At 71.7% G+C, this 22,948-nt stretch carries 16 protein-coding genes; 7 read left to right on the forward strand and 9 right to left on the reverse strand.

Annotated features, from left to right (window positions below):
* Positions 1 to 8 precede the first annotated feature (8 nt).
* The 4 genes from M8C13_RS03520 to M8C13_RS03535 are packed head-to-tail and all read left to right on the forward strand — an operon-like array spanning position 9 to position 3,373.
* Entirely contained in the window at positions 9 to 755 is a 747-nt protein-coding gene (locus tag M8C13_RS03520) for a sugar phosphate nucleotidyltransferase (protein WP_252478981.1), read from the forward strand.
* A 55-nt stretch (positions 756 to 810) separates the two neighbouring features.
* Positions 811 to 1,764 carry an NAD(P)-dependent oxidoreductase gene (locus M8C13_RS03525; protein ID WP_252478982.1) on the forward strand — a complete coding sequence of 318 codons (954 nt, stop codon included), beginning with the start codon at positions 811 to 813 and terminating at the stop codon, positions 1,762 to 1,764.
* Entirely contained in the window at positions 1,761 to 2,474 is a 714-nt protein-coding gene (locus M8C13_RS03530; RefSeq protein ID WP_252478983.1) for a spherulation-specific family 4 protein, read from the forward strand. Before M8C13_RS03525 ends, M8C13_RS03530 begins: the two co-directional genes overlap by 4 nt.
* Positions 2,399 to 3,373, forward strand: coding sequence for an endo alpha-1,4 polygalactosaminidase (locus M8C13_RS03535; protein WP_252478984.1), 975 nt, complete (start codon positions 2,399 to 2,401; stop codon positions 3,371 to 3,373). Before M8C13_RS03530 ends, M8C13_RS03535 begins: the two co-directional genes overlap by 76 nt.
* Here the strand turns inward: M8C13_RS03535 and M8C13_RS03540 are convergent.
* The 4 genes from M8C13_RS03540 to M8C13_RS03555 all read right to left on the reverse strand — a co-directional run bounded on the left by M8C13_RS03540 (position 3,321) and on the right by M8C13_RS03555 (position 10,617).
* Complete coding sequence (locus M8C13_RS03540; protein WP_252478985.1) at positions 3,321 to 5,567, reverse strand: copper-translocating P-type ATPase; 2,247 nt, start codon at positions 5,565 to 5,567, stop codon at positions 3,321 to 3,323. The genes M8C13_RS03535 and M8C13_RS03540 overlap by 53 nt on opposite strands.
* A 126-nt stretch (positions 5,568 to 5,693) precedes the next feature.
* Positions 5,694 to 6,542 (reverse strand): glutamate ABC transporter substrate-binding protein, encoded by an 849-nt coding sequence (locus M8C13_RS03545; protein WP_252478986.1) that lies wholly within the window; start codon positions 6,540 to 6,542, stop codon positions 5,694 to 5,696.
* Between the two features lie 615 nt (positions 6,543 to 7,157).
* Positions 7,158 to 9,599, reverse strand: coding sequence for a family 20 glycosylhydrolase (locus tag M8C13_RS03550; protein WP_252478987.1), 2,442 nt, complete (start codon positions 9,597 to 9,599; stop codon positions 7,158 to 7,160).
* Between the two features lie 124 nt (positions 9,600 to 9,723).
* Positions 9,724 to 10,617 carry a M23 family metallopeptidase gene (locus M8C13_RS03555; RefSeq protein ID WP_252478988.1) on the reverse strand — a complete coding sequence of 298 codons (894 nt, stop codon included), beginning with the start codon at positions 10,615 to 10,617 and terminating at the stop codon, positions 9,724 to 9,726.
* Positions 10,618 to 10,710: 93 nt separating this feature from the next.
* Here M8C13_RS03555 and M8C13_RS03560 point away from each other — a divergent pair, with 93 nt between their 5' ends.
* Positions 10,711 to 13,518, forward strand: coding sequence for a BTAD domain-containing putative transcriptional regulator (locus M8C13_RS03560; RefSeq protein ID WP_252478989.1), 2,808 nt, complete (start codon positions 10,711 to 10,713; stop codon positions 13,516 to 13,518).
* On the opposite strand, the gene M8C13_RS03565 is transcribed toward M8C13_RS03560, so the two are convergent.
* Positions 13,485 to 14,294 carry an SGNH/GDSL hydrolase family protein gene (locus M8C13_RS03565; protein ID WP_252478990.1) on the reverse strand — a complete coding sequence of 270 codons (810 nt, stop codon included), beginning with the start codon at positions 14,292 to 14,294 and terminating at the stop codon, positions 13,485 to 13,487. The two genes, M8C13_RS03560 and M8C13_RS03565, sit on opposite strands and share 34 nt — an antisense overlap.
* Positions 14,295 to 14,392: 98 nt before the next feature.
* Entirely contained in the window at positions 14,393 to 15,520 is a 1,128-nt protein-coding gene (locus tag M8C13_RS03570; RefSeq protein ID WP_252478991.1) for a lactonase family protein, read from the reverse strand.
* A 232-nt stretch (positions 15,521 to 15,752) separates the two neighbouring features.
* On the opposite strand from M8C13_RS03570, the gene rocD reads away from it, so the two are divergent.
* Positions 15,753 to 16,994, forward strand: a complete 1,242-nt coding sequence (rocD, locus tag M8C13_RS03575; RefSeq protein ID WP_252478992.1) for an ornithine--oxo-acid transaminase — start codon at positions 15,753 to 15,755, stop codon at positions 16,992 to 16,994.
* Positions 16,995 to 17,046: 52 nt separating this feature from the next.
* Here rocD and M8C13_RS03580 read toward each other — a convergent pair whose 3' ends face one another.
* Positions 17,047 to 18,564 (reverse strand): aldehyde dehydrogenase family protein, encoded by a 1,518-nt coding sequence (locus M8C13_RS03580; protein WP_252478993.1) that lies wholly within the window; start codon positions 18,562 to 18,564, stop codon positions 17,047 to 17,049.
* A 145-nt stretch (positions 18,565 to 18,709) separates the two neighbouring features.
* Positions 18,710 to 19,912 (reverse strand): transcriptional regulator, encoded by a 1,203-nt coding sequence (locus tag M8C13_RS03585; protein WP_252478994.1) that lies wholly within the window; start codon positions 19,910 to 19,912, stop codon positions 18,710 to 18,712.
* A 50-nt stretch (positions 19,913 to 19,962) separates the two neighbouring features.
* Between M8C13_RS03585 and M8C13_RS03590 the strand changes: the two genes are divergently transcribed.
* Positions 19,963 to 21,315, forward strand: coding sequence for a DUF2252 family protein (locus tag M8C13_RS03590; protein WP_252478995.1), 1,353 nt, complete (start codon positions 19,963 to 19,965; stop codon positions 21,313 to 21,315).
* A gap of 4 nt (positions 21,316 to 21,319) precedes the next feature.
* Here M8C13_RS03590 and M8C13_RS03595 read toward each other — a convergent pair whose 3' ends face one another.
* A complete protein-coding gene (locus M8C13_RS03595; RefSeq protein WP_252478996.1) occupies positions 21,320 to 22,942 on the reverse strand; it encodes an ABC-F family ATP-binding cassette domain-containing protein in 1,623 nt (540 codons plus the stop codon).
* Positions 22,943 to 22,948 lie beyond the last annotated feature (6 nt).

The raw sequence follows: 22,948 nt of genomic DNA on the forward strand, positions 1-22,948 counted from the left end.
CAACGACGATGCACGCGATCATCCTGGCCGGTGGCAAGGGCGTCCGGCTGCGGCCGTACACCACCTGCCTGCCCAAGCCGCTGGTGCCCATCGGCGACGAGTTCTCCATCCTGGACATCGTGATGACCCAGTTGGCGCACAGCGGTTTCCGCAGCGCCACCCTGGCCATCGGCTACCTCGGCGACCTGATCCGCTCCTACGTCGGCGACGGCGGCAAGTGGGGCATGGCGGTGGACTACGCCGAGGAGGAGAACCCACTGGGCACCATCGGCCCGGTGGTGCAGCTGCTGGACTCGCTGCCGGAGCACTTCCTGGTGATGAACGGCGACGTGCTCACCGACCTGGACTACGGCGCGCTGCTGCGCAGGCACAGCGCGGAGAACGCGCCGCTGACCGTGGCCACCTACCAGCGCCAGGTGAAGATCGACTTCGGCGTGCTGAGCGCGGCGGACGGCAAGATCGTGGAGTTCACCGAGAAGCCGACCCTGGACTACCGGGTCAGCATGGGCGTCTACGGGGTCAGCCGGGAGGCGCTGCGCGGCTACACGCCGGGGCTGCCGCTGGGCTTCGACGAGCTGGTGCTGGACCTGCTCAAGACCGACACCCCGCCCAGCAGCTACGAGTTCGACGGCTACTGGCTGGACATCGGCCGCCCGGACGACTACGACCGGGCCAACGCCGAGTTCCCGGTGCTGCGGCACAGCCTGCTCAAGGACACGCCGTTGCAGCACCCGCCGCTGAAGGTGCCCGCCTGAGACCGGCGGCCCCCGGAGACGACCGACCCGCCGTCCGCCGTCTCCACCGTCCACAATGACCGTCCACATCAGACAATCTGAGGAGATCGCAGTGCCCCGCGTGTTGTTGCTCGGCGCCACCGGCTTCATCGGCAGGCACGTCCACCGGCGGCTCACCGAGCGGGCCGGCCTGGAGGTCGTGACGGTCGCGCGCGGGCCACTGCCCTCTTCCTCCTGGCACATCCGGCTCGACCTGACAGCCGAAAACGCTCACCCGATCGGGGGACTGCTCGCGCGGACCGCCCCCGACATCGTGATCAACTGCGCCGGTCTGGTCGGCGGCGATCCCGCCGATCTGGCCGCCTGCAACATAGATCTGCCCGCCGCGCTGGTGCGGGCCGCGCTGTGCGGCCCCGCGCGAGTGCGTCTGGTGCATCTCGGTTCGGCTGCGGAATACGGCAGGGTGGTGACGGGCGAGCCCGTCACCGAGCAGACTCCGACACGACCGGTCGGCGTCTACGGGATCACCAAGCTGGCCGCCAGCCGGTTGGTCTGCCTTGCCCGCGTGGCAGGCCTGGATGCCGTGGTACTGCGGGTGTTCAACCCGATCGGCCCCGGATCACCGCCCGGCAACGTCGCCGGAAGGCTGGCCCAGGAGCTGCTTCGGGCCCAAGCGGAGGGCGACGAGGTCCGGCTCGGCCCGCTCTCCGCGGTGCGGGACTTCATCGACGTCCGGGACGTCGCCGAGGCGGTCTACGCCGCGGCACTGGCCCCGGAGATCGGTGACCCCGTGCTCAACGTCGGCAGTGGAGAGGGAGTCACGGTGGGCGAGCTGGCCAAGGCGCTCACCGGGATAGCCGGTTACACCGGCCCGATCAGGCAGGCTGACGCAGGCTCCGCGCGCTCGGCGGAGGTGCCGTGGCAGCAGGCCGAGATCAGCGCGATCGGGAAGGCCCTCGACTGGCGGCCCGCCATCGACTTGGCCACCTCGCTATCGGACCTCTGGCAGGAGGCGCAATGCCGCACATGACCATGGAACCGGACCGCGGGCTGCTCGCGGTTCCGGCCTACTTCCACCCCACCACCGCCCCGGCCGACTGGCAGACGCTGGTCAGCGCCGCGGAGTACCTGCGCCTGGTGATCCTCAACATCGACAGCGGCCCAGGGCTGGCGAAGGAGATCATGTTCAGCGCCGTGGTGCAGCGGCTCAAGCTGGCCGGCATCCCGGTGATGGGCTACGTGGACACCGGCTACGGGCGCTGCTCGCGGGAGCTGGTGCAGCGCCAGATCGCCCGCTACCACGCCTGGTACCGGGTGGACGGGGTGTTCTTCGACCAGGTCTCGGCCGATGCCGAGCACCTGCCGCAGTACAAGAGCCTGGCCGCCGCGGCCCGCGGGATGGGCGCGCGCACGGTGGTGTTCAACCACGGCGTCTACCCGGCCTACGGGTACGCCAAGCTGGCCGACCTGCTGGTCACCTTCGAGGGACGGCTGCGCGAGCACGAGAACCTCAAGGTCCCGGCCTGGGCCTACGGCATGCCGGCCCAGCGGTTCTGCCACCTGGTCTACGGCACGCCGAGGGGCGAGACCGAACGGACGTTGCAGCGGGCCTCGCGGTTCAACGCGGGCGCGGTGTACGTGACCGACCTGGACGGAGCGAACCCGTGGCGACGACTTGCGGGGCATTTCAACCGGCAGACCCTGGCCGTCGGCCGCTGCGGCCCACGACGGGTCTCCTGACCGTACTGCTGGCCGCCGCGCTGGCGGCAGGCGGCTGCACGTCGGGCAACGCCACCGAGGAGCAGGCCGCCACCGCCGCCGCCTCAGTGACCGCTGCCACCAGCACGGACGCCCCGCCCGGCAGCACGGGGACCCCGGCTCCTTCGCCGTCGGAGCCGGGGTCCGCCCCGCCGCCCCCGCCCAGGTCTCCGGAGCCCCAGCAGCGCTGGCGCCCCGCGCCCGGTGTGACCTGGCAGTGGCAGCTGACCGTGCCGGTGGACACCTCGGTCAAGGCCGAGGTCTTCGACATCGACGCGGTGGAGAACGGCCCCGAGGTGGTCCGCGAGCTCCAGGCCAAGGGCAGCAAGGTGATCTGCTACGTCAACGTGGGCGCCAGCGAGGACTACCGCCCGGACGCGCACCGCCTGCGCGGCCCGGTGCAGGGCAAGGAGAACGGCTGGCCCGGCGAACGCTGGCTGGACGTCAGGCGCCTGGACGTGCTGCTGCCGGTGATGGCCGAGCGGTTCCAGGTGTGCCGGGACAAGGGTTTCGACGGGATCGAGGCCGACCTGGCCGATGCCTACGCCCACGACACCGGCCATCAGATCTCCGCCGAGGACCAGCTCGCCTACAACCGGGCGCTGGCGAAACTGGCCCACGGCAAGGGGTTGGCCATCGGGCTGAAGAACGCGCTCGGGCTGGTTCCGCAGCTGGTGGCCGAGTTCGACTTCGCGGTCAACGAGCAGTGCGCCGAGTTCGACGAGTGCGCCCAGCTCACCCCGTTCATCAAGGCGGGCAAGGCGGTCCTGCACGCCGAGTACGACGTGCCCAACGACAAGTTCTGCCCCGTCACCCGCAAGCTCGGCTTCAGCTCGATGCGGAAGAACCTGAAGCTGGACGCTCCGCGCTGGCCCTGTTGAGCCGGACCCGGCGCAGCAGCTGGGCGTTGAGCGCGACCACGATGGTGGACAAGCTCATCGCCACCGCGCCCACCGCGGGCGGCAGCACAAACCCGATCCCGGCCAGCACCCCGGCGGCCAGCGGCACCGAGAGCACGTTGTAACCGGTGGCCCACACCAGGTTCTGCCGCATCTTGCGGTAGCTGGCCACCGACAGCCGCCGCACCGCGAGCACCCCGCGCGGGTCGTCACTGGCCAGCACCACGCCCGCGGACTCGATGGCCACATCGGTGCCCGCGCCGATGGCGATGCCCACGTCCGCACGGGCCAGCGCGGGCGCGTCGTTCACCCCGTCGCCGACCATGGCCACCCGGTGCCCGCGGTCCTGCAGCGCCCGCACCGCGGAGTCCTTGTCCTCGGGCAGCACCTCGGCGAACACCTCGTCCACGCCGAGCTCGGCCGCGACCGCCTCGGCCACGTGCCGGGCGTCCCCGGTGACCATGACCACCCGCACCCCGGCCCGGTGCAGCTCGGCCACGGCTTCCCGCGACTCCGGCCGCACCTCGTCGGCCAGGCCGATCGCGCCCAGCACCTCGTTGTCCCGCAACACGTGCAGCACCGCCGCACCCCGGGCCGCCCACTCCTCGGTCGCCCCGGTCAGCGGCTCGATCCCCTTCTCCCGCAACAACGCCGGTCCGCCGACGCTGATCAGCGACCCGTCCACGGTGGCCTGCACCCCCCGCCCGGTCAGCGAGCGGAAGTCACTGGCGCGCGGGATGTCCGACCCGGCGGCGGCGAGCACGGCGCGGGCCAGCGGGTGCTCGGAGTCGCTCTCCGCGGCGGCGGCCAGCCGCAGGGTGTCCGGGTGCCCGGTCACGCCGAGCACCGCGGGACGGCCCTTGGTGAGGGTGCCGGTCTTGTCGAAGAGCACCGCGTCGACCTGGCGCATCCGCTCCAGCGCGAGCCGGTCCTTGACCAGGATGCCCGCGCGGGCCGACAGCGAGGTGGACAGCGCGATCACCAGTGGGATGGCCAGCCCGAGGGCGTGCGGGCAGGCGATCACCAGCACCGTCACGGTGCGCTCCACGGCGGCGGTGAGATCCCCGAGCAGCGTCCAGACCAGGAAGGTGAGCACCCCAGCCGCCGCGGCGAAGTAGAACAACGCGGCCGCCGCCCGGTCGGCCAGGGCCTGCACCCGCGACCGCGACTCCTGGGCCTGCGCGACCAGCCGCTGGATCCCGGCCAGCGCGGTCTGCTCCCCCACCGCGCTGATCCGCACCCGCACCGCCGAGTCGGTGGCCACCGTGCCCGCCACCACCCGGTCCCCGGCACCGCGCCGCACCGTCCGCGACTCCCCGGTCACCATAGACTCGTCGACCTCAGCCGCCCCGTCCACCACCACACCGTCCGCGGGCACCCGCCCACCGGACCGCACCAGCACCACATCCCCCACGGCCAGCTCCGCCAACGGCACCGGCACCGGGTTCCCATCCGGCCCAAGGCGTTCCGCGGTGTCCGGCAACAACTCAGCCAGCGCCGCCAGCGCGCCGGAGGCCTGCCCGAGCGCACGCATCTCCAGCCAGTGCCCGAGCAGCATGATCACCACCAGCAGCGCCAGCTCCCACCAGAAGTCCAGCTCAGGCCCGAGCACGCCGAGGGTGGCCAGCGCACTGGCCAGGAAGGCGACCGAGGTGCCCATCGCGACCAGGGTCATCATGCCCGGCTTGCGGGCGCGGAGCTCGCCGACCGCGCCGGTGAGGAAGGGGACGCAGCCGTAGAGGAAGACCACGGTGCCGAAGACCGGGGCGACCCAGGTGAGCCAGGACGGGACGTGGTAGCCGAGCCAGCCGGAGACCATGTGCGAGGCGAACACGGCCGGGACGCTGAGCACGAGGCTCAGCCAGAACCGGTCCCGGAACTGCGCCGCGTGGTCGCCATGCCCGCCAGCGCCGTGGCCCGCGTGTCCGCCATGCTCGCCAGCGCCGTGGCCCGCATGCGCGCCGCCGTGGCCCCCACCGCCGCCATGGCCTTCGTGGCCGCCACCGCCGCCATGGGCCGCATGCCCACCGGCGCTGTGCCCCACGTGCCCGTCCGCGCCGTAGCCCGCCTGCGCGCCGCCGTGGCTCGCGTGTGCGCCGTGCCCGCCGCCCTCGTGGCCGCCAGCGCCGTGCCCCGCGTGCTCATCCCGCTTCGTCTGCTGCTCGTGTTCGCGCACTGCTCTCTCCTCCTCAGTGGACGACCACTGCAACGATACCCCCCAGGGGTATGTTCCCGCTCGGCCAAAAAAAGACGGCGGGCGTCCCCCAATCCGGGAGACGCCCGCCGTCTGCGCTGGTGAGAGCTACCGCTCCGTGATCGACGGCGGCGTCGGCACCTGGTAGCCAGAGGGCCCGACGTTGCGGTCGATGGACTTCTTCCACTCGCCGCTGCTGATCATCTTCTCGATCGCGGCGTTGATCGCGGTCCGGCCCTCGGCGTCGTCCTTGTTCAGGCCGATGCCGTACCGCTCCTGGGTGAACGACTTGCCGGCCATCTTGAGCAGCTCGGGGTTCTGCGCGGCGAACCCGGCCAGGATCACGTCGTCGGTGGTGACCGCGTCGACGTTGTTGAGCAGCAGCGCGTTGACGCACTCGGAGTACCGGAAGTACTCGACGAGCTGGGCGTCCTTGGCGAACTTCTGCCGCACCTGCTGGGCCGAGGTGGAGTCCTTGACCGAGCAGAGCTTCTTGCCGTTGAGCGACTCCGGGCCGGTGATGTTGTTGGTGGTCGAACGGACCAGGATGCCTTGCCCCGCAACGAAGTACGGGCCGGCGAAGGACACCGACTGCTTCCGGGTGTCGTTGATCGAGTAGGTCGCGACCACGAAGTCCACCGACCCGTCCTTGATCAGCTTCTCCCGGTCGGCGGCGCGCACCTCCTTCCAGGTGATGCCCGAGGGCTGCACACCGAGCTGGCCGGCGATGTACTTCGCCACATCGATGTCGAAGCCCTCGAACTTGGTCTCGGTGACCTTCAGCGACAGGCCCGGCTGGTCGAAGCGAACCCCGATGGTCACCTTCTTGGTGTCCTCGGCGCGAGCGACCAGCGACTTGCTGCCCCCGGCGGATCCCTGCCCCGGTGTGCCACAGGCGGCGGCCAAGGCGACGGCGGCCAGCGCCGCACCGATTCGCAGGATCCCGGTGAATCGCATCGCATGTTCCTTCCGACGGCCGGAAAGCTGAGGGAAGTTCAGCCCGGCTCTACGTGTCAGTTCGTGCGCGCCCGGCCGGGTGTTTCAACACTTGTATGTGTCACACCTCACAGCGGGCGGCAACGCAGCCACACCTCACAGTCTGAACAACCGATCTCCCCAGGTCACACCGTCGTGACTGAAGACACTCAACCGGTACCGCCAGTTCTACACCGAACCCAACGGAACCGGCGAACGGCGGGTTCAGTTGGATACCCCTTGCCAGACAAGGCAAACAGCTGGTGAATCAGTCACCGGGCAGATCTTCGAAGCCGTGGAATCGGCAGCGTGAGACAAGACTGTCGCAGTCGTGACAAAACTGTTGGCGCGGATTACCGGCAAAACCTCCGGCACTGCGCGGTTGTGCGCGAAGTTGAGGATTCCCGAGCATTAATGCGGGCTCCAGCGAGGCGATGTGAGGTTCCCGTTGGCCCACCACAAGAATCCGCAAAAATTCTTGCCGAAACCCAGCGCACCCAGGCGCGCACCAGTACTGTTTCTAACGCGGGCCTACGCCCCGGAGCCCCTCCCCCCTGTGGTTCCCGCGCGTAGGCCCGCCCTAGTTCGTCCTCTGGTTCAGCGCAACCCGTCGCTCAGCTCCGTGAAGTCCCACGGCCCCTGCCCCGGCGCGGACTGCCAGCCGTGCAGCATCCGCCCGCCGGTGTTCCGCGCGAAGATCACCAAGCGACCCACGTGGTCCTGGATCGCGCTGACGTCGCTGGTGATGTTGCCGCCCAGGTCGGCCTCCGACCAGTTCCACAGGCCGGGTGAGTTCTGCCAGCCGTGCTGGATGTGGCCCTCGGTGTCGCGGGCGAAGAAGGTCAGCTTGCCGTCCGGTTGCAGGGACAGCGCGACCTCGCCCGCGATGCCGCCGCTGTACTGCCTGGTGTCCCACCGGGATCCGCTGTGCTGGGCGAGCAGCAGCTTGCCGTTGGTGGTGCGCGCGGCGGCGAAGAGCCTGCGGTCGCGGTCGAGCACCAGGGCCGGGTCGCCCGCGATGTCGGCGCCGAAGGTGGAGTACTGCCAGTTGCCGGAGCTGGGGCGTTCGCGGCGGCCCAGCAACAGGCGGCTGCCGCCGGTGCGGACCACAAAACACGGGATCTTGTCCCGGTCCAGCACGATCGCCGGGTCGCCGTGCGCGTCGACCTGCAGGCGGGTGTACTCCCACTCGCCGAAGCCGGGGGTGCGTTCCCGGCCCAGCAGCAGGCCGCCCTCGGCCGCGCGGACCACGAAGGTCAAGCGCCCCATCTGGTCCAGCACCATCGCCGGGTCACCGAGCACCCGGACCGGCAGCTCGGTGAAGTCGGTCCACGGGCCCGAGCCGGGAGCGGGCTGACGGCCGCACTCCAGCGTGCCCGCGTTGGTGCGGGCCAGGTAGGTCAGCCGCCCGTAGACGTCCAGGATCACCGGGGTGTTGCCCGCGATGCCGCCGCCGTAGCGACCACCAAAAGCGGTGCGCGCCCACGGGCCGTGGCCGGGGTGGTGCTGCCAGCCGTGCTCGACCTTGCCGTCGGCGCGCGGGGCGAAGAAGGTCACCACCTCGTAGCCGTCCCTGGACACGCCCGGTCCGTGCCCGCACGGCACGGTGGTCGGCGGCACGTAACCGGGCGCGCGGCCCACGTTGTCCACGATGGGCTTGAACGCCCCCCAGCTGGTGGTCAGCTTCGGCGAACCCCAGGCCGCCTGGGCCACCGCGCGCAGGCTGTCGAACATGGCCAGCTCGGTGGCCTGGCTGCTCTCCAGCTGCTCCACCGGCAGGTCGTTCCACTGGCAGAACCGGATGCCCAGCAGCGCCGGGTGGTCGTCGGGGAGGTCGTCGCCGTGCAGGTCGCCGGGCCGGAACTGCTCGTAGATCCGCCGCGCGTCGCTCTTCTTGCGCTGGCTGCCGTCGGGGTTGCGGCCGCCGTTGTAGTAGATGAACTGGTCGTTGCCGTTGACCAGCTTGTGCCCGCGGTTGATCAGCTCCTGCACCGAGAGCAGGCCCTCCCGGTCGCTGGTCCAGTGCTCGATCACCGTGTTCGGGTCCACCCGCACCACCTGCGCGTGCACCCGCTGCATGTCGCTCCAGATGCGGATCTGCTTGCCGTGCTTGCGAATCCGCTCCGCGCCGTCGTTGACGAAGCCGTTAAAGGCGTCCCAACCGTTTGCCTGCCCGCCGTAGCGGCGCCTGCCGTACTCGGCCAGCTGCGGGAAGTCGTCGATGCCGCCGGCCCAGGCCGGGTACTCGTCCGCGCCGAAGTGCCACACCGGGCCGGGGAAGATCGGCAGGTACTGCTCGATCAGGCCGAAGGCCCACTCCCGCGCGGCCTCGTTGCTGATGTCCAGCGCGTTGTGCCGGTACTCGCCGCTGGGGTGGCGTAGCTGGTACTGCCGGTGCGGCGGCAGCACCTGGTCCATGTGGCCGGGCATGTTCAGCTGCGGCAGCACGGTGACGTGGTACTGCTCGCTGAGCCTGGCGATCTGCGCCAGCTCCTCGCGGGTCACGCCGACGCCGTCGACGTAGATGACCAGCTCGTTGAACTTCAGGTACGACAGGTCCCGGATCTGGTTGGTCCACCAGCCCATGTCGTAGTGCTTGGTGGCGTTGCACAGCAGCGCCCCGCGCACGGTGTAGCGCGGCCAGTCCCTGATCCGCCCGGCCTGGACCGGCTCGCCCGCGGTGCCGTGCAACAGCTGCAACACCGTGCGGGAGCCCCAGAACACGCCGAGCCTGCGCCGCGCGTGCAGCCGCAGCACCGGCCCGATCTCCAGCTGGTAGCCCTCCTCGCCGAGCTGGGCGTCGCTGAGCCCCAGCCCGAGGACCAGGTCGCCGTCCCTGGCGTCGGCCGCGGGCGCGGTGCGCACCTTGGGCGGCGCCGTCTCGAACAGCAGGCCGAGGTCGACCGCGAAGGTGTTCGCGTCCGCAGTCAGCTCGGCCGACGCGGCCGGGTCCACCAGGATCGTGCTACCGGGACCGAACCGGTACCGGCCGTCACTGGCCGCCCAGCTCTGGACCGCCGGGATGGTCCGTGGAGTCACGATGGCCCCCCTCAAATCAGCGAGCAGAACACCAGGAACCTATCCCGGTGCAAAACTCACCAACAAGCGGCCATCGGAGCGGATTTGCCTAGACCCGCGCTGTTACCGCAGGTAGGGGGCAGGGTCAACCGCAGTGCTCGAACGGACTGTTATAAACCGCCGAGCCCACGGAACCGCCCCATTTCACGCATTTGCCGGCCGCTGCCTTGCGCACCGGACCCGCGTAGTAGTCGAAACTCCCCGAGTCGGTCGCCCTGGCCTCGCCCTGCACCTCCAGGTAGGCCGACACCGCCGACGCGGTGCCGATCGAGGTGCCCTTGAGCGTCACCACGCAGTTGTTGCCGTTGCCCGCGTTGAACGCCAGCGCCACCGAACCGGCCGCGCCCAGCGAAGCGGTGTCGATCACACTGTACCCGGCGCCGCAGACCTCGGCCGCGTCGTAGGGGTTGCCGCCGCCACCGCAGTTGCGGGAGGTCAGCGTCTGGTTCGGGTAGCCGAAACGGGCGCCGTTGAAGTAGGCGGGCTGGATGTTGCCGGGGTAGGAGGTGTCGGTGGTGCGCACCTCGTAGTGCAGGTGCGGGGTGATGTTGTTGCCCGGCCTGCTGGTGTTGCCCACGGTGCCGATCTTCTGACCCTGCCTGACCTGCGCGCCGACCCCGACCGAGCGCACGTCCAGGTGCGCGTAGTAGGTGCGCCAGCCGCCGCCGTGGTCGAGCACCACCAGGTTGCCGTAGCCGTTGACCGAGCCCTGGTGCGCCGAGGTGATCACCTTGCCCGCGGCGGCCGCGGACACCGTGTCGCCCTTGTCCGCGCCGGGGCTGCCGCCGCGGTTGAAGTCGATCTCGTAGGCGCGGTGCGCGCTGCTGTTGTCGTTGTCGCCGTTCCAGGCCTGTCCGCAGGGAAAAGGCAGCTGGAAGTTGGGGCGGGGACCGGCTGCCTGGGCCGCGGGCGCGACCGCCACCGAGGCGGCCGCGAGCAACAGTCCTACTCCCGCCGCTACCAGATGTCTGATTTTCATGCTTCCGTCCCTCCTGTCGGCGTCGACAGCGTGCGGGCGGCGCGTACAGAACGGCTTCAAACCGCATACAACCGCGAGCCCGGCGGGGGTGAGATGACCGAGGACGAACTGGACTTCCGGGTGCTCGGACCGCTGGAGGTCAGGGCGCAGCGGCTCGCGCTGCCCATCGGCGGCCTCAAGCCGCGCCAGCTGCTGGCCACCCTGCTGCTCAACCCGAACCGCCTGGTACCGGCGGAGACGCTGGTGGACGTGCTGTGGCCGCAGTCGCCGCCGCGCTCGGCGGTGCCCAACCTGCGCACCTACGTCAGCACCCTGCGCAGCAGCCTGCGCGCCGGTGGCGAGGAGCGGATCCTGGCCCAGCCGCGCGGCTACGCCATCGTGGTCCGGCCGGATGAGCTGGACCTGCTGGTCTTCGAGGAGCTGACCGCCAGGGCCAGGCAGAGCCGCGCCGACGGACGGCTGGAACTGACCGTGGAGCTGCTGCGCCGGGCCGACGGGCTGGTCCGCGGCGCGCCGCTGGAGGACCTGCCGCCGGCCCCTGGCTGGACCGCACAGCTGCGCCGGGTGGAGGAACGCGTCCTGCAGGCCACCGAGGAGCGGCTGGCCGCCCTGGTGGCGCTGGGCCGCTACGAGCCCGCCATCGCCGAGCTGCGCGAGCTGCTGGCCCGGCACCCGTTCCGGGAGGGCCTGAGCCAGCAGCTGATGCTCGCGCTGGCCGGCACCGGCCGGGACGCCGAGGCCCTGCAAACGTTCGCCGACCTGCGCCGCGGCCTGCTGGAGGAGCTGGGGGCCGAGCCCGGCCAGGAGTCCCGGCGCATCCACGCCGCGCTGCTCTCCGGCGAGCTGCCCGCCACCGAGCCGGTGGTGGCCCCGGCGATCCGGTCCGCGGTCAGCCAGCTGCCGCCGGCCGACGGCGACTTCACCGGCCGCGGCCCGGCGCTGGACCAGCTGACCGCGCTGCTGCAACCGGTGTCCCCCGAGCTGGGCGCGGCCCGGATCGCGGTGCTCACCGGACCGGCGGGCGCGGGCAAGTCCGCGCTGGCGGCGCAGGCCGCGCACGCGGTGCGGGCCCGGTTCCCGGACGGCCAGCTGTACCTGGACCTCGGCGGCTCGCACCGGCCCGCGCCCACCGGCCGCCTGCTCGCCGAGCTGCTGCGCTCCCTCGGCGTCACCGACCTGCCCGACGGCCTGGCCGAACGGGCCGCCCGCTACCGCTCCGCGCTGGCCGAGCGGCGGGTGCTGGTGTGGCTGGACGACGCCGCGAGCGCGGCCCAGGTGCGGCCGCTGCTGCCGGCCACCAGCGGCTGCGCGGTGCTGGTGACCAGCCGCCGGAGACTGACCGAGCTGCCCGGTGTGCACGAGGTGCCGGTGGAGGCGCTCAGCCCGGCCGAGGGCGACCGGCTGCTGGCCCGGATCGTCGGCTCGGCCCGGATCGCGGCCGAACCCGAGGCCGCCGCGGCCATCCTGCGCGCCTGCGGCGGACTGCCACTGGCGGTGCGGATCGCGGGCGCGCGGCTGGCCGCCCGGCCCGCGTGGCGGCTGGCCACCCTGGCCGAGCGCCTGGCCGACCCGGCGCGGCGGCTGGCCGAGCTGCGCCGCGGTGACCTGGACGCGGGCGCGGGCATCGCGGAGTCCAGGCGCGGGCTGAGCCTGGCCGCCGCGACCACCTTCCTGCGCTGGGGCCTGCTCGGACCGTCCCCGGTGCGCGCGGAGACGCTGGGCGATCCGGCCGCGGTGGAGGAGCTGGTGGACGCCGGGCTGGCCGAGGTGGCCACCGCGAGCGGCCCGCGCTACCGGCTGCCGGAACTGCCGCGCTGCGCCGCGATCGCCGACGCGCCAACGGATCCGGCCTGGGTGCGCCAGGTGCTGGACGGCTGGCTGCACCGCGCCCGCGCCGCCGCCGCCGCGCTGCCGGTGAACATCTTCGCGCCGGGCCAACGGGACCACCCCGCCACCGAGCCGCTGACCCGCGCGCTGGCCTGGCTGGACGCCGAGCGCCCCGCGCTGGTCGAGGCGGTCGAGCTGGCCGCCCGGCACGGCGAGCACCACACCGCCGCCGGGCTGGCGCTGGCCCTGGTGCCCTACTTCGACCTGGGCAGCCACCACGAGGACTGGGAACGCACGCACCAGGCCGCTTTGCCGCTCTCCCAAGGGGAACAGCGCGCGGCACTGCTGCGCGGGCTGGGTCAGCTGCACCTCTACCGGGACGAGTACCAGCGGGCCAGGGAACGCTTCACCGCCGCGCACCAGCTCTTCACCGACGACTACGGCCGCGCGCTGGCCCGGTGCGGACTGGGCGCGCTGGCCAGGGTGCTCGAACGCCCGGCCGAGGCGCTGGAGCACCACCGCACCGCGCTGATCGCCTTCCGCGCCAAGGGAGACGCGTGCGCGGAGGCCTACGCGCGCAGTGCCATCGGCTCGGCCAGGATGGCCCAGCACCGGCTGGACGAGGCGCTGCTGGCCTTCACCGACGCGCTCCGGCTGGCCAGGCTGGCCGGGGACGAGCACCGCGCCGCGCACGTGCTGCACCAGCTCGGCCTGCTGCACCACCGGCAGGGCAGGCCGGACCGCGGACTGTCCTGTTTGGACGAAGCGCTGTCGGTGTTCGAGCGGATCAGGGACGCGCACGGCGAGGCGTATGTGTTGCGCGCCTTGGGTGAGCTGCACTCCGCGGACGGCCGGCGCGCCTGCGGGCGCAGCTCCCTGGAACGCGCGGTCCGCCTCTACCAGCGGCTGGGCGACCGGCACGGTGAGGCCGGGGCCACCCAGCTGCTCGGCGAGGTGCTCCGCGGCGAGCGCCGGGAGGCACTGGCCGAGGAGCACCTGCGCCGCGCCTTACGGCTGTGGCGGGACCTGCGGTTGCCGCCTCAGCCGGTGACCCGGTTGAGGGCGGGCAGGTAGCCCTCGGCGTTGCCCTTGCTGTTGGGGTGGTAGGACTCCACGATCGGCCAGCTCAGCCCGTTGACCCACTCGTTGGACGAGCAGATCCCGTGCGTGTTGAACGAGGCCCGCACGTCCACGTAGGTGCCACCGTTGGCCGAGGCGCGCCCGGCGACCACGTCGGAGAGGATGTCCGCGGCCGAGTTCAGCTTGACCCGCTTGGTCTGGCTCATCCCGCCGAAGGAGCAGGACGGGCCGCCGTCGAACAGCCTCGGGTAGCCCACCACCACCAGCTTCGCGTTGGGCGCCTTGGCTTTGATGGCCCGGTACACCGAGTCCAGGCGGGCCGGCAGGTCCCGCTGGGCGAAGGCGATCGCACCGTCCACCGCGCCGCGGCAGTCACCGTCGCTGCCCAGCTGGCAGCGGGTGAGGATGTCGGCGAAGCCCGCGTCGTTGCCGCCGATGCCGACCGTGACCAGGTCGGTGTTCGAGTTCAGCGCGCCCAGCTGGTTGTTCAGCACGTCCGCGGTGCGCGCCCCGGAACAGGCGGCGAAGGTGAACGAGCTGGTCTGGTGGGACTTGGCCCACAGCGCGGGGTAGGCCAGCTGGCTGCGGCGGCAGTCGCCGCTGCCGGAGTCGTACTGCCGGGTGCCCACCCCAGAGTGGTAGGAGTCGCCCAGCGCCACGTAGTCCACGGGCGCGGCGGCCTTCTTCGGTGCGGCCATCGCCGGTGCGGCGGTGACCGCACCGGCGATGAACAGGGCCGCGACACAGGCCAGTAACCGGTTCGGGTTCATGGTCCATACCTCCGTGCAGGGTCAGTGAGGTAGAACACAAATTAACTCGTGGGTAACATGGCCGGTACCGCCTTGAGCGGGTAGTTCCAGCAGGTGTTTTACGGTACAACCACACACACCGGAGCGGGTGTGCGCAGCTCACCGGTCTGCTTGGGCAGGCCGTTCACCGGGTCGACACCGAAGATTCCGATCACGTTGCCGCGCTGGTTGGAGCTGTAGAGCGTGCGGCCGTCCCTGGTGACCTCCAGGTGCCGCGGCCAGTCCCCGCCGCTGCCCGGCGTGCCGGCCAGGGTGACCTTGCGGCCGCCCTCGCTGGTGGCGAAGACCGCGATGCTGTTGTGCCCCCGGTTGGCCCCGTAGACGAACCGGCCGTCCGGGGAGATGGCGATCCCGCCGGGGTAGTTCTGCACGCCGGTGCCCGGCGGCAGGGTGGAGATCCGCTGGCCCGCGGTCAGCTTGCCGGAGGCCGGATCATAAGCCGCCACAACGAGTGTGGAGTCCAGCTCGTTGAGGATGTAGACGGTGCGGCCGTCCGGGTGGAACACCAGGTTGCGCGAGCCCGCGCCCTTGGCCAGGGCCAGCGTGGAGCGCAGGGTGAGGCGGCCCGCGTTGAGGTCCAGGGTGTAGGTGTAGACCGAGGAGGTGCCCAGATCCGTTGCCAGCACGTGCTTTCCGTCCGGACTGACCACCACCTGGTGCGCGTGCGGCTTGCCGGGGTGCTGCACGATGTGGGTCGGGTTGCCCAGCGCGCCGTCACCGCGGACCGGCAGCACGCCCACGGTGCCGGAGGTGTAGTTGGCGGTCAGCAGGTACCGGCCGCTGGGGTGCACGACGAGGTGGCAGGGGTGCGCGCCACCGCTGGAGCGGGCGCCGAGCGCGCGCAGGGATCCGTTGCCGGTCACCGAGAACGCGCTGACCGTGCCCTTGTCCAGCTCGTTGACCGCGTACACCGTGCTGCCGCCGGAACCGACCGCGAGGTAGGAGGGGCTCGCGTTGGCCACGGTGGACTCGACGGTCAGCTTGCCCGCCGCGTCCGCCTTGGCCAGCCCGATTCCCTTGCCACCGCTGGCGGCGTCGGTGTAGGTGCCGAGGTAGACCCGCCCGGCCGGGGCGCAGACCTCGCCGCCGGACTCCGCCGCCGAGGCGGCCCCGGTGCCCATCAGGCCACCGCCGACGACGGCCGCGCCGACCGCTCCGAGGAAAGTGCGACGCCCGATATCCGCCATGTCACAGCTCCTGTCGTCGTCCTGCTCATCGCGCTCACACTGGACTGGACCACTGCGGTTTGGGAAGGGGACGCAACGAAGATTGCGTCCAGCGCAACTCACCCGATCGATTCACGGTTTTAACACCGTTGCAACAGATCGCCACCCCATCTGACGATTGCGCAACAAACCACTGTAGTGCGCAACACTCGGCGGATGAAATCTCCGCATTTGGGGGCTTAGCCTTTACGCCATGACCGCCATTGCCGAGCACCCCACCACGACCGGCGAGCCCTGCTCCCCCGGCGATTTCATCGCGCTGGACGAGGAGTGGAGCACGCACAACTACCACCCGCTCCCGGTGGTGATCGCCGAGGCGGAGGGCGCCTGGGTGACCGACGTGTCCGGCCGCCGCTACCTGGACTTCCTCGCCGGCTACTCGGCGCTGAACTTCGGGCACCGGCACCCCGCGCTGGTGGCCGCGGCCACCGAGCAGCTCAACCGGCTCACCCTGACCAGCCGCGCGTTCCACCACGACCAGTTCGGCCTGTTCTGCCGCGAGCTGGCCGAGCTGACCGGCACCGAGATGGTGCTGACCATGAACTCCGGCGCGGAGGCGGTGGAGTCGGCGATCAAGGTCGCCCGCAAGTGGGCCTACCGGGTCAAGGGCGTGCCGCAGGGCCAGGCGCAGATCGTGGTGGCCGGGTCCAACTTCCACGGCCGCACCACCACCATCATCTCCTTCTCCACCGACGAGGACGCCCGCGCCGACTTCGGCCCGTACACCCCGGGCTTCGTGGTGGTGCCCTACGGCGACGCGGCCGCGCTGGCGGCGGCGATCACCGAGCACACCGCCGCGGTCCTGGTCGAGCCGATCCAGGGCGAGGCGGGCGTGGTCGTGCCGGGACCGGGCTACCTGGCCGAGGTCCGGCGGCTGTGCGACGAGCGCAACGTGCTGATGATCGCCGATGAGATCCAGTCCGGCCTGGCCCGCACCGGCCGCCTGCTGGCCCTGGACCACGAGGGCGTGCGCGCGGACCTGTACACCCTGGGCAAGGCCCTCGGCGGCGGCATCCTGCCGGTGTCCGCGGTGGTCGGCAGCCGCGCGGTGCTCGGCGTGCTCCAGCCCGGCCAGCACGGCTCCACCTTCGGCGGCAACCCGCTGGCCTGCGCGGTGGGCCGCGCGGTGGTCGGCCTGCTGTTCACCGGCGAGTTCCAGCGGCGCTCAGCCGAGCTGGGCGCGCACCTGCACGGCCGCCTCAACGCCCTGATCGGCCACGGCGTGGCCAAGGTCAGCGGCCGCGGTCTGTGGGCGGGCGTGGAGATCGCCCCCGGCGGCCCCACCGGCCGCGAGGCCTCCAAGGCGCTGGCGGCCAGGGGCGTGCTCTGCAAGGAGACCCACGACAACACCCTCCGGATGGCCCCGCCCCTGGTGATCACCAAGGAGGAGCTCGACCTGGGCATCGACGCCCTCACCGAGGTCCTCTCCCGCTGACCGTGGCCCGGACCTGGCCCAACTCGCGCCGTGAGCTGGGCCAGGCCGGGGTCTAGAAGAACCCGAGCTTCTTCGGCGAGTAGCTGACCAGCAGGTTCTTGGTCTGCTGGTAGTGCTCCAGCATCCGCAGGTGGTTCTCCCGCCCGATGCCGGACTTCTTGTACCCGCCGAAGGCCGCGTGCGCCGGGTAGGCGTGGTAGCAGTTGGTCCACACCCGCCCGGCCTTGATCTCCCTGCCGAACCGGTAGGCCTGCGCGCCGTCCCTGGTCCACACGCCTGCGCCGAGCCCGTACGGGGTGTCGTTGGCCAGCCGCAGCGCTTCCTCGTCGGTGTCGAAGGTGGCCACCGAGACCACCGGACCGAAGATCTCCTCCCGGAACACCCGCATGTCGTTGGTGCCACGGAAGATCGTCGGCTCCACGTAGTAGCCGCCGGGGTAGCCCTCGACACCGCGGGTGCCGCCGCCGGTGAGCAGCTCAGCGCCTTCCTGCCGGCCGATCTCCAGGTAGGACAGGATCTTCTCGTACTGCTCGTTGCTGACCTGCGCGCCGATCATGGTGGCCGGGTCGAGCGGGTCACCGCCCACGATGGCCTCGGTGCGGGCCAGGCAGCGGGCCATGAACTCCTCGTAGATGCGGGAGTGGATCAGCGCCCTGGACGGGCAGGTGCACACCTCGCCCTGGTTGAGCGCGAACATCACGAAGCCCTCGACCGCCTTGTCCAGGAAGTCGTCGTCGGCCGCGGTGATGTCGGCGCGGAAGATGTTGGGGCTCTTGCCACCCAGCTCCAGCGTCACCGGCACGATGTTCTCGCTGGCGTACTGCATGATCAGCCGCCCGGTGGCGGTCTCCCCGGTGAAGGCCACCTTGGCCACCCGGGGACTCTGCGCCAGCGGTTTGCCCGCCTCCACGCCAAACCCGTTGACCACGTTGACCACACCCGGCGGCAGCAGGTCGGCGATCAGCTCGATCAGCAGCAGCAGGCTGGCCGGGGTCTGCTCGGCCGGTTTGATCACCACGCAGTTCCCGGCGGCCAGCGCGGGCGCGAGCTTCCAGGCGGCCATCAGGATCGGGAAGTTCCACGGGATGATCTGCGCGACCACGCCCAGCGGCTCCTGGAAGTGGTAGGCCACGGTGTCCGCGTCCAGCACCCCGATGCTGCCCTCCTGCCCGCGGATCACCCCGGCGAAGTAACGGAAGTGGTCCACCGCCAGGGGCAGGTCCGCGGCCAGGCACTCCCGGACCGGCTTGCCGTTCTCCCAGGTCTCGGCGACCGCCAGCGGCTCAAGGTTCTCCTCGATCCGGTCCGCGATCCGGTTGAGCAGCCGGGAGCGCTCGGTCACCGAGGTCCGCCCCCAGCCGTCCGCGGCCGCGTGCGCGGCATCCAGCGCCAGCTCCACATCGGCCGCCCCGGACCGCGCCACCTCGCAGAAGGCGTGCCCGGTGACCGGACTGGGGTTGTCGAAGTAGCGGCCGGCCACCGGCGCGACCCACTTGCCGCCGATGAAGTTGTCGTAACGGGCGGCGAACTCGACGATGCTGCCCTCGGTTCCCGGCTGGGCGTACGCCATGGGACTCCCTTTCCGGCGCCGGAGTGCGTGCCGCCCACCATGGCCGCCCAAGGTTGGCGCGAGGTTGGCGTGGCGGTTCCAGGCCAGGCTGGAGCAGGTGCGCGCGCTGGGCGCCTGCGGCTGAGCCGGTCCGCCCGCGGGGTGGTCAGGCCGAGCGCAGCTTGTGCAGCTGGGCCAGCACCACCCCGCGCCGGGCGTCGGCCGGGTCCAGCCTGGTCAGGGCGAGCTGGTGGGCCTGGAGGTCGTACGGGTGGCGGGACAGGTAGGCCAGCAGGTGATCGGTTTCCGGTGACCGGAGCACCGCCTCGCGCAGTGCGACCTCGATGATCTCCCGCCACTCGCGGATGCCGGGGGCCTCGGAGTCCGGCAGCAGCGGGCCGAGGTAGTGCCGCAGCGCGGTGGTCAGGTCGCGGGCGGTCAGGGCGTCCAGCACGGCGCGGGCGTCCGAGGCGACCGGGACGCTCAGGTGGTAGCTGCGGGTGGTGACGCCGCCGCGCAGGGCCCGGCGCAGGTGGCTGACCTCGGCTTTCAGCGTGGTGCGGTGCACCGGGCGGTCGGCGTAGAGGGCGTCCTGGAGCTGTTCCGGGGTGAGGCCGTCGGGGTGCAGGGTCAGCAGGGTGAGGATCTCCAGCTGGCGCGGGCGCAGCGGGACCGGGGCGCCGCCGTCGAGCAGCTCGCCGCGGCCCAGGCAGCGCAGCGACCAGCCCGCCGGGGCCAGGTCCAGCGGCGACTCGGCCAGGCGCGCCTCCAGCGCGCTGACCAGGCTGCGGACCGTGGGCATGGCCAGCGGGTGCGAGCGGTCCCAGGTGGTGGACAGGTCCAGCACGCCGAGCACCTTGCCGTTGGGCGCGTGCACCGGCGCGGAGTAGCAGACCCAGCCGTGCAGGGCCTGCACCAGGTGTTCGGCCGAGAAGCAGGTGGCGGGCCGGTTGTGGTCCAGGGCCAGCGACAGCGCGTTGGTGCCCATCGCGGTCTCCGACCAGCGCCCGCCCGCGGCGAAGTTCACGCGTTCGGCGCGGCGGCGCATCACCCGGCCGCCGAAGGTCCACAGGATGGTGCCACCCGCGTCGGCGACCGCGGCCACGTAGCCGGCGTCCTCGGCGATGCTGCGCAGCTCGGCCGAGGAGGCCAGCACCGGCTCGCGCAGCGGCGAGTCCTGCCAGCGGGCATCGGCGCAGCTCGGCGCGCTGTCGCGGGCCGGGCTCACCTCGGACAGCGCCCGCGCCCAGGACTGGGTGACCTCGGGGGCGACCGCGGCCGCCGCGCCCGGCGACCGGTGCGCCACCCAGCACTCCCAGTCCCGCTCCAGCTGGGCCCGGCGCTGGCGGAGAGTGGTCCGTGGCGGCATCCATCACACGTTAGGGGGATGATGGCGGGGTGGATAGGGGAGAGAGCGCGGTGTCGCGCGACTGGGTCAAGCCCAGCGAGGTCTTTGCCAGGGGTCGTGCGCTGCGGGAGGAGGTGCGGCCGAGGCTGCACGACCACGCCGCGCTGGGCGCCAACCGGCCGGGGGCGGTGGAGTTCGTGCACGCCAGCAACGCGCCCCGGCTGCCGGAACTGGTGCCGCTGCGGGTCGGGCGGATGCTGGCCTCGCCGTTCGCCTTCTTCCGGGGCGCGGCCGAGCTGATGGCCGCGGACCTGGCCGCCACCCCGGCCAGCGGGATCAGCGCGCAGATCTGCGGGGACGCGCACGCGGCCAACTTCGGGCTGTTCGGCACCAACGAGGGCCGGATCGTCATGGACATCAACGACTTCGACGAGACCGTGCCCGGCCCGTGGGAGTGGGACCTCAAGCGGCTGGCGACCAGCCTGGTGCTGGCCGGCCGCGAGGGCGGGGTCTCCGAGGACGGCTGCGCCAAGGCCGCCGAGGACGCGGTGCGCGCCTACCGCAAGACCATGGCCCGGCTGGCCGAGCTGCCGTTCCTGGAGTCCTGGAACGCGCTGGCCGACGCCTCCACGATCAGCAAGGTCAAGGCGGACGAGCTGCTCGACGACTTCGAGAAGGCCTCGAAGAAGGCGCGCAAGAACACCAGCCGCAAGGTCGCGGCCAAGTGGACCAGGCAGGTGGAGCGGGACCACTGGCGGTTCGTGGAGGAGCTGCCGGTGCTGAGGCAGGTCAGCGGGCCCACCGCCGAGTCGGTCGCGGCCAGCTTGGACTCCTACGTCGGCACCCTGCGCGAGTCCCGCCGCAACCTGATCCGCCGCTACCGGGTGGCCGACGTGGCCTTCCGGGTGGTCGGCACCGGCAGCGTGGGCCTGCGCAACTACCTGGTCCTGTTGCACGGCAACGAGGACGACGCGCTGGTGCTCCAGGTCAAGCAGGCCAACCCGTCCTGCCTGGCGCAGTACCTGGACATCCCGGCCTACGAGCACGAGGGCAAGCGGGTGGTCGAGGGCGCCCGGCTGGTGCAGGCCGAGACGGACATCCTGCTCGGCTGGACCACGGTGGACGGGCGGCACTACATCGTGCGCCAGTTCCGCAACATGAAGGGCGACATCGACCCGACCGCGCTGCGCAAGGACCACCTCGACGACTACGGCAGGCTGGCCGGCGCGCTGCTGGCCAGGGCGCACTGCCGCTCGGCCGATCCCAGGCTGCTCGCGGGCTACTGCGGCGAGGACGACGAGCTGGACGAGGCGGTGGCCCGCTACGCGGTGCGCTACGCCGACGCCACCGAGGCCGACCACGCCGAGCTGGCGGCCGCGGTGAAGCGCGGCGAGCTCACCGCGGAGATCGAGGACCGGGACTGACTCCTCAGCGGGCGCGCTGGACCCTGGTCTCGTCCCAGACCGGCGCGTCCGCCTCGCTGACCGTGCCGTCGGCGCGGAAGATCAGGAAGCGGTCGAAGCCTGCCGCGAACCAGCGGTCGTGGGTGACCGCGACCACCGTGCCGTAGAACTGGTCCAGCGCCTCCTGCAGGGCCTCGGCCGAGGTGAGGTCCAGGTTGTCGGTGGGCTCGTCCAGCAGCAGCAGGGTGGCCCCGGACAGCTCCAGCAGCAGGATCTGGAACCGGGCCTGCTGGCCGCCGGAGAGCGTCTCGAACCGCTGGTCGCCGCTGGTGTGCAGGCCGTAGCGGCGCAGCGCGGACATGGCCCGGCCGCGGTCCATCCCGGTGCGGCCGTCCTCGCCGGTCCACAGCAGCTCGACCAGGGTCTTGCCCAGCCACTCCGGGTGGTCGTGGGTCTGGGCGAACAGGCCGGGCACCACCCTGGCCCCCAGCTTGCACAGTCCACTGTGGACAACCGAGGGATCTTCGTTGAGCAGGCGCAGGAAATGGCTCTTGCCGGAGCCGTTGGAGCCCAGCACCGCCACCCGGTCGCCGAAGAAGATCTCGGTGTCGAACGGCTTCATCAGCCCGGTCAGCTCCAGGCCCGCGCAGGTGATCGCGCGCAGCCCGGTGCGGCCGCCGCGCAGCCGCGGGGTGAGCTTCTCCTCGGTGGGCAGCTCCGGCGGCGGGCCGGCCTCCTCGAACTTGCGCAGCCTGGTCTGCGCGGCCTGGTACTGCGAGGCCATGCCGTCGTTGTACTCGGCCTTCTGCTGCAACATCCGGACCAGTTCCTTGAGCTGCTGGCGCTTCTCCTCCCAGCGCCGGTGCAGCTCGGCGATCTTGTCCCAGCGCGCCTCGCGGGCGGCGTGCCAGGTGCGGAAGCTGCCGCTGTGCGTCCAGGCCGAGTGGCCCTCCACGGTGACCACGTGCGTGGCCGCCTGGGCCAGCAGCTCCCGGTCGTGGCTCACCAGCACGATCGCTTTGTCCGAAGTGGACAGTCGTTGTTCCAGCCAGCGCTTGCCGGGCACGTCCAGGTAGTTGTCCGGCTCGTCCAGCAGCAGCACCTGTTCCCGGCCGCGCAGCAGGACCTCCAGCACCAGGCGTTTCTGCTCACCGCCGGAGAGGGTCTTCACCCCGCGGAAGCGCGCCCGGTCGAACGGCACCCCCAGCGCGGCCACGGTCACGGTGTCCCAGAGCACCTCGGCCTCGTAGCCGCCGACCTCGCCCCAGGCGACCAGCGCGGCCGCGTAGCGCAGCTGGGTGGGTTCGTCGTCGGTGTCCATCAGCTTCAGCTCGACCTCGTCCAGCTCGGCCGCGGCCGCCCTGATCGGCTCCGGCGCGACCGCCAGCAGCAGGTCGCGGACCGTGCGGTCATCGCGCACCGAGCCGACGAACTGCGGCATCACCGCCAGCCCGCCCTGCACCGACACGCTGCCCTCCACCGGCTTCAGCTCGCCGGCCAGGATGCGCAGCAGCGTGGTCTTGCCCGCGCCGTTGGCGCCCACCAGCGCGACCACCTGACCGGCACTGGCCTTCACCGACACCTCGGCGAACAACTCGCGCCCGTCCGGCAGGACATAGGACAGGCCGCCTGCCTCGAGATAACCCACGTCGCC

The organism is Crossiella sp. SN42, from assembly GCF_023897065.1.
Taxonomy (GTDB): domain Bacteria; phylum Actinomycetota; class Actinomycetes; order Mycobacteriales; family Pseudonocardiaceae; genus Crossiella.

Excerpts from the sequence above, each read along its gene's own strand:
- M8C13_RS03520 (WP_252478981.1), top strand. The coding sequence starts at position 9 with ATGCACGCGATCATCCTGGCCGGTGGCAAGGGCGTCCGGCTGCGGCCG.
- M8C13_RS03525 (WP_252478982.1), top strand. The coding sequence starts at position 811 with ATGACCGTCCACATCAGACAATCTGAGGAGATCGCAGTGCCCCGCGTG.
- M8C13_RS03530 (WP_252478983.1), top strand. The coding sequence starts at position 1,761 with ATGACCATGGAACCGGACCGCGGGCTGCTCGCGGTTCCGGCCTACTTC.
- M8C13_RS03545 (WP_252478986.1), bottom strand. The coding sequence starts at position 6,542 with ATGCGATTCACCGGGATCCTGCGAATCGGTGCGGCGCTGGCCGCCGTC.
- M8C13_RS03555 (WP_252478988.1), bottom strand. The coding sequence starts at position 10,617 with ATGAAAATCAGACATCTGGTAGCGGCGGGAGTAGGACTGTTGCTCGCG.
- M8C13_RS03560 (WP_252478989.1), top strand. The coding sequence starts at position 10,711 with ATGACCGAGGACGAACTGGACTTCCGGGTGCTCGGACCGCTGGAGGTC.
- M8C13_RS03565 (WP_252478990.1), bottom strand. The coding sequence starts at position 14,294 with ATGAACCCGAACCGGTTACTGGCCTGTGTCGCGGCCCTGTTCATCGCC.
- M8C13_RS03570 (WP_252478991.1), bottom strand. The coding sequence starts at position 15,520 with ATGGCGGATATCGGGCGTCGCACTTTCCTCGGAGCGGTCGGCGCGGCC.
- rocD (WP_252478992.1), top strand. The coding sequence starts at position 15,753 with ATGACCGCCATTGCCGAGCACCCCACCACGACCGGCGAGCCCTGCTCC.
- M8C13_RS03580 (WP_252478993.1), bottom strand. The coding sequence starts at position 18,564 with ATGGCGTACGCCCAGCCGGGAACCGAGGGCAGCATCGTCGAGTTCGCC.
- M8C13_RS03585 (WP_252478994.1), bottom strand. The coding sequence starts at position 19,912 with ATGCCGCCACGGACCACTCTCCGCCAGCGCCGGGCCCAGCTGGAGCGG.